The following is a 9,674-nucleotide window of genomic DNA, read 5'->3' as shown; positions in this document are numbered from 1 at the left end:
AATCCGCTTTTAATTAGATGAATAGCGGGCAATCAAACCTATGATTTCTTGTTTCAGTTCAAGCTGGGTTCAATTTTGAAAAATGTTTCTTTTCGAGTGGTTTTGGTAATTTACTCTTGAAATTTGGGTTGTTACACCCTATTAAATAATAATAGAAAAGCGCACATTAAGCGCAACTGGGTTAGGACGGGAAATGTGATGTGAAATAAAGGCATTGACAGATGCAAAAATAGTTTAGATGAATAAATAAATCAACCAGCAGATGAATAAGATGAATAAACAGATCCGAGGCAGAAATTAATTCTGTTTAACATTAGGAGAAACTGCTTTGCATCGTTGGCTGAACCTGCGAGAATAGGGTGACGGGGAAAGAGGAACTGCGATAGATTCAGGATTTTTTAATTTACTGATTATTCTGGGAAGAGGGTTTTAATCAGCGATCGTTGGGAGACAAGGGATATGGAATTTGATCGCCCGGAACTAAAAACTGCGGCTGACTCCCCCACACCCGAAACGGTTTCGCAGCGGGTGCAGTGGTTGCGGCAGGAGACTCCGCTGACTGCTTTGTCAGATGCAGTCCTGACCACGATCGCCTCACAGCTTCGGGTGGAATTTGTGCAGGCAAATCGGAGACTGGTGCTGGAGGACACGCCACCCGCCGCGCTGTATCTGCTTAAGTCGGGACATTTGGAGGCTTATCACACCAGTTCTAATAGTGTGGCGCGGGCAAGCAGTTTGCTGCCGGGGTCGATTCTGCATCTGAAAGAGCTATTGCTCGACCAGCCTGTAACGCAAACCATTGTCACGCTCGACGACTGTGAGCTTTGGCAAATCCCGCGATCGGATTTTTTGCAGCTCGTGCAGGACTATCCAGAGATTCAGTTAACTTTTACGCGCCAGCTTGCCGCCGAACTGGCTCAGGTCACTTCCCAGCTTGCGTTTGAGCAAGAGCGACAGACTGCCCTGCGTCCCTATCTTGTTCCTAGAGTGAGGCGGGGCATTATTGGCTCCAGTCGGTATGCTATGCGGCTGCGGCAGGATATTAAGAAGGCAACGATTGATCGTGCTCCCGCGCTGATTTTTGGCGAACCCGGACTGGGCAAAGATAATATTGCTGCGCTGATTCACTTTGGCTCTGCCGATCGCAAGCAGCCGCTGATCAAAATAAACTGCGATGCGCTTCAGGTCAGCGGCACAGATCTATTTGGGCGAGCAGGCGGTAAACCCGGACTGCTGGCATGGCTGGGGCGGGGAACTTTGATGCTGAACAATATTCAGGATTTTCCCGCGCACTTAAAGCCCAAGCTAATTCGCCTGCTTGCCTCCGGGGAATATACGCCAATGCCTCGTGAGGGGGAACCGGAACCTGCGCTGCAAAAATCAGAGGCGCGAATCATCATGACCTCTGAGAAAGCAATGCCTGAACTCGATCGGCTTGCCGCTACGCGGAGTGCCGCAGCGCGGAGCGATCGCCAAAGATGCATCAAGCATTCGATCAAAGTGCCCCCACTGCGGGTTCGTAAAGCCGATATCGAAGCGCAGGTGAAATACTACATCAGCCTCTCCTGTCGAGCACGGGGACTGTCTCAACCTGAGGTCGCGCCCGAAGCTCTGCGTCGTCTGCAAGGATATGACTTTCCCGGAAACCTGACTGAACTAGAAAATTTAGTGACCAGGGCGATCGTGCAGTCGAACGGTGCGCTCGTTTTAACCGAAGAAGTATTCTGGGCAGTGAGCAGCAAGAGCAAACGGTTTCGGCTAAATTTGCTCAACACCTATCCGCGCCTGCGGCAGTTTTTGAGAAGCGAGTGGTGGCCCGATCGCATTAACTACGGATTCACACTCTGGGCATTTGCGGCAGCTGTGGCGATCGGCTGGCTGGGTCCGCAAAGCCGCGACCAAAATTTTGTGCTGAATCTGTTTTGGGCGTGGTGGTGGCCCCTGATGCTGATTCTGTTTCCATTTGTGGGACGGGTTTGGTGTGCGGTTTGTCCGTTTATGATTTACGGTGAACTGGCGCAAAAGGTTTCTCTGAAGCTGTTTCCGCGTAAACTGCTGCCTTGGGCAAGACAGCCTGCGGAGCGATGGGGCGGCTGGTTTTTATTTGGGCTGTTTGCCCTGATTCTGCTGTGGGAGGAACTGTGGAACTTAGAAAATACTGCCTATCTCTCAAGCTGTCTGCTGCTGCTCATTACTGCCGGAGCGGTGATTTTTTCGCTGCTGTTTGAGCGTCGTTTCTGGTGTCGCTACCTTTGTCCGATCGGCGGCATGAACGGTCTATTTGGCAAACTGGCAATAATTGAGCTGCGGGCGCAGCAAGGAATTTGTGCAGCGACCTGTAACACGTATCACTGCTATAAAGGCGGTCCTGCGGAGGGAGAAGGGCTGGAAACAGGGGGCTGTCCAGTTTATTCGCATCCGGCGCAGCTTGAAGACAACAGAGACTGCGTGCTGTGTATGACCTGTCTCAAAGCCTGCCCCCACCGATCGGTCGAGCTAAATCTACGTCCGCCGGGCATCGAACTATGGACAACCCATCAGCCGAGCTACTCAGAAGTTGCGCTGCTGCTGCTTTTGTTTGGTGCAGTATTTTTGCATCGTTTACCTGAAATCGCCGATCGCTTTCATCTTCCCCTCAATCTCAGCAACTTCGGCATTCACACCATTGTTTCTGTCGCAGCACTGCTATTTCCAGCGATCGTGGTTTTGTGTGCCGATCGCCTCATGCGCTGGGGGGATCGATCGCTCAAACCTCGACCTTTTCTGGAATTGGCGTATGGCTATTTGCCGCTCGTACTGGGCAGCAGTTTGGCGCACTATCTCCGCCTAGGCTTGACCGAAGCCGGACGAATTCTGCCCGTTACGGTTGCCACGTTTGGTTTAGGCGATCGAATCACCGTGCCTTTGCCCATAGTGGTGGCAGATTCGGCAGTGATTGCCTTTCTTCAGGGCGTAACGCTATTCGCTGCTGCGCTGCTGAGCGTTGTGCTGACGCAAAAAATTGCCCGCCAGCCGATCGCCAATTTGTTGTTGCAGCATTTCGCGATCGGCGGTTTGACCGTGCTGCTGTGGCAGATTATCCTTTAGCCACTGATCGTTGGTCATCTATGCTGAATGACTTACAAATGCCTGATGACCGATCACAGCTCAATCTTTTTTGCTACTGGTGGTAGATCTGCTGCTGATTTAGATGTCAATCACTTTAATCAATCCCATCCGCAGCCGATCGTGAATCAGCCGAAGCTGCGCCAGTTCCGTCTCAGAAAATCGCAGTTCAGAAATTCCGGCTTGCAGAAGCCACTGGCGCTCAGTGGTGGTAATTCGACCAGAATAAAGAATTTGTTGAATAATCTGCTGAGGCGAAATGGAAGGGGTTGTCCATCTACCTGTTGAAGCATTCGTTGAAGTATTTACCATTGTTGAAACTCTCTAGCATCGATGGGGGTTCGTGCTGAAGCAAATCGTTATGAAGCACGTCAGTAAAACACGATACAAACCATCATATCGATCGCAAAACTTCTGACTTCACCCGAAAGGATCCTTTGCGGCGAAATTTAGACAGAGAATTGTAAAAGCAAATTATCAAATTGTTAACTCTTCAAACAAAAGCTAGTTCGTTGTCAGACACTCTTTATAGTCTGTCTTGATTCAACATTGTTTCAACGCTGATTCGACAAACGCTTATCCAAAGCTAGGAGAAAAGACTGTGGTTTATCAGATGCTTCTTGCCGAGGTTGCACCTCGCGCTGTGCAGTGGTCGCCGAGCGTGGCGATCGTGATGATTGGCTGCAATTTGTTTGCAATTGCGATCGGCTATTACGCGATTCAATATCGCGGCGTTGGACCCAAGCTGCCCGGTGAAATGCCTGCCATGTTTACTGGGTTTGGGTTGCCCGAGCTGCTTGCCACCGCGAGTTTTGGTCATATTTTGGGGGCAGGGATGATCCTGGGTTTGTCGAACGCTGGTGTTTTATAGTCGAACGCTGGCGTTTTATAACAGAGTTTGGAGCACGGTTTTCACGCCAGGGTTTTGCCTGTTGCTGCGCCCCGTCTAACGATAAATATTTGTAAAATTGAATCGTAGACATAATGCAGGATGGCAGCCATGAGGTCAGGTTGGCAGGTTGGTCGGATTTTTGGCATTCCTTTGCTGCTTGATCAATCGTGGTTTTGGATTCTGGCTTTGATTTCTTTTCAGTACGGCACGATTTGGCAGCGCGAAGGTTGGGGAGGATTGCTGCCCTGGTTTGCCGGATTTGCGATGGCGTTGCTGCTGTTTGGCTCTGTGCTGCTGCACGAGCTGGGGCATAGCTTAATTGCCCGATCGCAGGGCATCAACGTCACCTCAATCCGGCTGTTTCTGTTTGGCGGCATTGCCTCGATCGAGCAGGAATCGAAAACGCCAGGGCAGGCATTTCAGGTGGCGATCGCGGGTCCAGCCGTGAGTTTCAGCATTTTTCTTGTGCTGTCGCTGCTACGCCTGGCACTGCCCCTGCCCGAACCTGCCGAAGCCGTGATCGGCAACTTGGCAGGAATCAACTTTGTATTAGCCCTGTTTAACATGATTCCAGGCTTGCCCCTGGATGGCGGACAGGTGTTAAAAGCAGCCGTCTGGAAGGCAACCGGAAGCCGGGCACAGGGCGTTCGCTGGGCAGCTCGTGCAGGGCAGACCCTTGCCTGGACAGCAGTGATTGTGGGCATCTTTTCCTTCTTCTCAACCATGCAACTGAGCTATCTGTGGCTGGCACTACTTGGTTGGTTTGGGGTGCAGAACGCGAGTACCTACAGTCGGGTGACGGATTTGCAGGAAGCATTAGCTCAGCTCACAGCAGCCCAGGCAATGACACGCGAATTTCGGGTTGTTGAAGCCGAGATGACCCTGCGCGAGTTTGCAGACAAATACCTGCTGAACGAAATGAAACTCACTGTTTACTACGCTGCCGCTGATGGACGCTATCGCGGGCTGGTAGCTCCAGAGCGAATGCAGACGATCGAGCGCAGTTCATGGGACAGTGCAGCTGTGCAGGAATTGGTTGATCCGCTCAGTGAGATTCCTGCTGTTGCTGAAAATACTTCTTTAATCCAAGTAATCGATCGCCTGGAAACTGAAACCCTGCGCCGAATTACGGTACTCTCTCCGGCAGGTGCGGTGGCAGGCGTGATCGATCGTGGTGATATTGTCCGGGCACTGGCAGAAAAACTCAAAATTGCCCTTCCCGAAGACGTGATTAATCGCATCAAAGAAGAAGGGGCATTTCCACCCGGATTACAGCTTCAAGAAATCGCAAAATCAGCAGGTGGCGATCGATAATGGGCGAACATCTCTCTGTCTCTCTTCAACCTCAGCCCGTGCTGACCACCGATCGACTGATTCTGCGTCCGCTTTTAGAAAACGATGCCGCCACAATTCAGCAAGCGTTGAGCGATCGGGCCATTGGTGACACGATGATTTCGATTCCGCATCCCTATCCACCAGGAGCAGCCGCAGCCTATATCAGTCGGCAGCAATCGGCGTTTGAGGCTGGGGAAGCCGTCGTGTTTGCAATTGAGCAGGCGGCACAGCAGCAGTTCATCGGGGCGATCGAGATTCGTGAGATCGATCAAGAGCATCTTCAGGCGGAGCTGAGTTTTTGGCTGGTCGCAAGTGCCTGGAATCAGGGCTATATGAGCGAAGTGCTGCCGCCAATTTTGCAGTATGGCTTTCTCGAGCTGGGGTTGAATCGGCTCTATGCCTATCACATGGCACGAAATTCAGCTTGTGGGCGAATGCTGCGAAATAAGGGATTTGTGCAGGAAGGTGTTTTGCGGCAGCGCGTTCGCAAGTGGGGCGTGTTTGAGGACGTCGTGCTAATGTCGATTCTGCGCGAGGAATGGTAGGGATTTTTGTCGTGGCATAAAACAAAAACAAGGGGCAGAAACCCCTTGCTGTAAAAATCCTTCTCAATCTAAAGCACAGCTTTATTGCACCAGATTGCCGAAGGTTTCCAGAACGCCCGACTTGAAGATCTCATACACAATGTAGGCAAACGCCGCGCCGCCGATCCCGCCCACTAGGAAGCTTCCTGCAAACTCGCTCCAGCCTTCTGAATCTTGCAGATTGCTGGGCGTTTTTGGTGTGGTAACGGTGCTAATTGGCTTTAGCGGATTTACGCCTGCATAGAGGGAAAGGCAAACGGTCAGAATGACAACCAGAACCACGGCTTCGATCAAACCGACGATATCGGAAACGCCAGTATTACGAAATTGGCTGGTGAACGCAAACGGTCCAAACAGCAGGTAGCCGTGTGCCATGCCGATTTCCAGTCCACGACGCTGAGGCGACAAACCTGCCCGGTAAGCAGGCAGATTGTTAATCAAAGCCTTCGTGAACGCAGATGAATTGATCGGCGTTGCCAGGTTGCCAATCTGAGGATCATCCGCAGGCTTAACGACCTCCATATTGGCTTTTGAAGGAACGCTTGTCATGTTGATTTGTCTCCAGAAACTGCTTTATCTATGGAATGAATGGAATTGAGAACACAATTGGAAATTAAATCCCGCTTGGATCTTCGCGCTCGATGTAGATAAATAGAAATGCCATCGCCACAGCCGGAAACACCCAACCGACGATCGGAACCAGAATAGAAGGCAAGAAAGAAGCTGCCATGCTTAAGATCTCTCCTCGTTTACACAACGAATTCCTGTGCCAAATGTACTGTGAATTGAGTGCAAAAGCCGGACTGCTAAGAAATTTTAACAACCGGGAATTTGTGATCTAGAGAGAATGGGTAGACGAGGAGGGGTGAGGGCATAGGGAGATGAAGAGGGGGGTTAAACGTCGATCGAGTCGTAGGTGAACTGGGAGAGGGGCGGTTCGATCGATCGGGCTTCGACTGTTTTTTCGCTTTCGCGCTGGGTCATGATTTCGACGCTAATAGCTTCGACCTGTACTTCTAGGTAGCCCTGGGGCAGAAATAGCTCGATGCGGTTCATCCATTGTCCAAAGCCGTCAGGGGTAAAATCGGTGAGCCAATGGGGTCCGTCTAGCAGGAGGCGGCTCTGGCGATCGATCAGCCACAACTTGACCGCTAGCTTTGCCGGGCAGTCGGGCAACTTGACCAGCACCAGCGTTGAACTGCCGCTCATCAGGTTTTCACTGGGGAGACGCAGCACGGGAACGGGCAAAGGCTCGTCGGGTGAGAGGGTTAATCCGGACGTTGGGGGAGATTGGGACGCAGTTTGCCAGAACTTTGAGGGGGTCGAATGCTTTGCGGTTCCCCCCAGGGGCGGTTCCTTTGGAGTTGCGCCTCGCGCTAACTGCTGCATCGTTTCCATTTCTTCCCAGCCTTCATCAATGACAAACTCATCGTGCGCCAGGTGTGCGTCTTCACCGATCGGCTGAGTGCGATTTTCCTGGGACAACGGTTTGGGATCAAACACAGAGGTGATTGGCGATTCAATGGCGTTGGGTTCATTGGGCTGAGCAGGAATTGTCTGATCGGTCTGGAGAGCGGCAGAAAGTTGACTGTCGCTGGCAAGGGACTGTAAGCGCGACAAAAAACGCTGCTGCAAGTTGAGCGATCGAAAGGCGATGTCTTCGGGAGCGAGGGGAGCTTCTGAAGCAGACTTGCGAGGTTTCTGGAGGTCAACGTGCTGCCAATCGAGTGCTGGATCAGTGTCGTCAATGATGGGTTTACTGGACTGAGGCGATGTGGTGCCCGTTCCATTCTGCGGCAACCGGGCAGAAGGGGCATTTTGGGGCAGAGCGGTTTCAGTTGTTGAATCTGGCGATGCTTTGCTGACGAAATCCCTTTGAGTAGGCTCAATGCCTCTCTCGGCAACGCTAATTTCAGGAGAATGATTTGCCGTTCCTGATACCTCAGTTAGAAATAGCTCGGTAATAGAAAGGTTATCGATGACCGGAGCAGGCGTGTTTGCGGACTTCCCTGATTCTGTGGTGCTGGCTGGAACTGACTGGGATTCTTGCAGCGGTTCCTGAGGGGCAGGTTCTTGAGGAATGGTTTCTTGAGGAATGGCTTCCTGAGCAGCAGGTTCCTGAGCAAAGGTTGGCAACTCGATCGCCCGTCGCTCTTTAGTCGCTTCCTTCTGTTCAGGAGACATCGATCTCAGTTGAGGCGGCAATATCGATTGGGCAGGCTGAAACTGAACTGTTGGCGGCACGGTAGGTTGAGCAAAACCAGGCAGCTCTGAGGGCAGCGAAATGGCTTCCAGGGGTGGTAGTACGTCGGGCAAATCGGTAACGCTATTGCCGTTGCCTCCTTCGGAGAACTGCGAAGCAAACGATTCCAGCAGCTCATGCAGGTCGGTTGTAACTTTGAAGGACTGGCTGGTGATTTTCTCTGTGCCGCTTGCAGAAGTTAGCTCGACGATCGCTTCTCCCAGCACCAGGTAGGTTTCGTAGTGATGGGGAAGCGGCACCGTGCAGGTAAACGGGATCGGCAGCGCAGCCGGACTGAGCGGATAAACCAGGTCAAACAGCACCTGAGAATTTTGGGGCGCATAGAGCCGCACCCGTATCTGAAGCGGCAATTCTGGCGACTCTACGGTAGCTGAACCAATCTCGCCGCGCAGGATTAGAGCTTCGCTGCGCCGCACGACATACATTTCCTGTTCCAGATGCAGGCTGAGCAGTGGCAGGGCTTCGGACAGGATGACTTCCGGTGAAGGAATTTCGGAGCCTTCGCCCTCAGCAGAATTAAGCTGGGATTCAGCCAGAACAGGCTGCTCCGTATCCTCCAAAACCAGCGATGCAGCAGGCTGGAGAATTGGCGTTTCGACTGGCGTTTCGACCGGCGTTTCTGGGACAGCGATAAATGGGATAGCAAGGGGGGGTGATGACAAGGCAGCCGCATTCGAAAACCCAACGGAAAGGGTCGGGAGATGAGCAGCGGGTTGTGAGTCAAGTTCCCAAGCTTCCGCTTCCTCAACGATCGGCAAGACTTGCAGCTTCACGCCATACTGCCAGCCTTCGCCCATCATGTCTGCCATCAGGTCGCCTGTGCAGTAGAGTTCCCAGTCCCCCGGCTGAAGCTGGGTAAAGGGCATAATCACCACCAGGCCATCCTGATTCGTGCAGCCTGATCGCTTCTGGGTACGGCGGACTGTTACAGCATCGGTGAGGACATCATGAGCAATCCGAATTTCGATCGGGGTATTGATGCGGCTAGAGCGACCGACCACGCGATATCGCCCCTCCAAAATTTCCACCGTAGGAGATTCCAGTGGCAGCCAAGAGCGATCGCCATCCTTTTGCAGCAAAAATTCCCAGAACGCCATGTCCAATCCTCTTATGTCCCTTATGTTCGAGATGTCCGAACTAACTTTCAGATTCAGCCGAGCCTACGGAAGAAAAGATTACACGATCCACAAGGGAATTGGACTTGTTGCTGCCATTTGTTAACCAGTAACTCCCCTGCGCTCAGCAAATCGTAATCTGTTTTGCCTTCGATGAAGATTGTTGAAACAGGGCTGAGAGCTTGTCAAAGCTTGTACTGTTCCCCCTAAAGATGTTTCCGGGTTCGCGATCGTGATCCGAAAGCCCTCCTCCACAAACGGCAATGGGCGTACCCCTCTCTGATTAACTTCTGATTAACTACTGCAACGAGCGCCCTAAATATCCAGATAGTCTACACGGTTCCCCGACAAATCGCCGAAAATTACCCGCTAGCCCAACA

At 52.0% G+C, this 9,674-nt stretch carries 8 protein-coding genes; 4 read left to right on the top strand and 4 right to left on the bottom strand.

Annotated features, from left to right (window positions below; all coding sequences use genetic code 11):
• The first annotated feature begins 459 nt into the window (after positions 1-459).
• Complete coding sequence (locus H6F80_RS26310; protein WP_190794473.1) at positions 460-3,087, top strand: sigma 54-interacting transcriptional regulator; 2,628 nt, start codon at positions 460-462, stop codon at positions 3,085-3,087.
• Between the two features lie 99 nt (positions 3,088-3,186).
• On the opposite strand, the gene H6F80_RS26305 is transcribed toward H6F80_RS26310, so the two are convergent.
• Positions 3,187-3,417 (bottom strand): hypothetical protein, encoded by a 231-nt coding sequence (locus H6F80_RS26305; protein WP_190794472.1) that lies wholly within the window; start codon positions 3,415-3,417, stop codon positions 3,187-3,189.
• Between the two features lie 289 nt (positions 3,418-3,706).
• Here H6F80_RS26305 and psaK point away from each other — a divergent pair, with 289 nt between their 5' ends.
• From psaK to H6F80_RS26290, 3 genes are all read left to right on the top strand, one after another.
• Positions 3,707-3,976 carry a photosystem I reaction center subunit PsaK gene (psaK, locus tag H6F80_RS26300; RefSeq protein WP_518523658.1) on the top strand — a complete coding sequence of 90 codons (270 nt, stop codon included), beginning with the start codon at positions 3,707-3,709 and terminating at the stop codon, positions 3,974-3,976.
• 129 nt (positions 3,977-4,105) lie between these two features.
• Positions 4,106-5,311, top strand: coding sequence for a site-2 protease family protein (locus H6F80_RS26295; protein ID WP_190794471.1), 1,206 nt, complete (start codon positions 4,106-4,108; stop codon positions 5,309-5,311).
• The gene (locus tag H6F80_RS26290; RefSeq protein ID WP_190794470.1) at positions 5,311-5,877 is read left to right on the top strand and encodes a GNAT family N-acetyltransferase; all 567 of its coding nucleotides are present in this window, start codon (positions 5,311-5,313) and stop codon (positions 5,875-5,877) included. Before H6F80_RS26295 ends, H6F80_RS26290 begins: the two co-directional genes overlap by 1 nt.
• A gap of 81 nt (positions 5,878-5,958) precedes the next feature.
• Here H6F80_RS26290 and H6F80_RS26285 read toward each other — a convergent pair whose 3' ends face one another.
• The 3 genes from H6F80_RS26285 to H6F80_RS26275 all read right to left on the bottom strand — a co-directional run bounded on the left by H6F80_RS26285 (position 5,959) and on the right by H6F80_RS26275 (position 9,276).
• Positions 5,959-6,465, bottom strand: a complete 507-nt coding sequence (locus H6F80_RS26285) for a photosystem I reaction center subunit XI (RefSeq protein ID WP_242067582.1) — start codon at positions 6,463-6,465, stop codon at positions 5,959-5,961.
• 64 nt (positions 6,466-6,529) lie between these two features.
• The gene (psaI, locus tag H6F80_RS26280; protein ID WP_088891588.1) at positions 6,530-6,646 is read right to left on the bottom strand and encodes a photosystem I reaction center subunit VIII; all 117 of its coding nucleotides are present in this window, start codon (positions 6,644-6,646) and stop codon (positions 6,530-6,532) included.
• 164 nt (positions 6,647-6,810) lie between these two features.
• Complete coding sequence (locus H6F80_RS26275; protein ID WP_190794469.1) at positions 6,811-9,276, bottom strand: hypothetical protein; 2,466 nt, start codon at positions 9,274-9,276, stop codon at positions 6,811-6,813.
• Between the last annotated feature and the right edge of the window lie 398 nt (positions 9,277-9,674).

Origin of the sequence: Leptolyngbya sp. FACHB-711, from assembly GCF_014695615.1 — a bacterium.
Taxonomy (GTDB): Bacteria; Cyanobacteriota; Cyanobacteriia; order Elainellales; family Elainellaceae; genus Leptolyngbya_A.
This window is presented reverse-complemented; position numbering and strand designations above follow the sequence as displayed.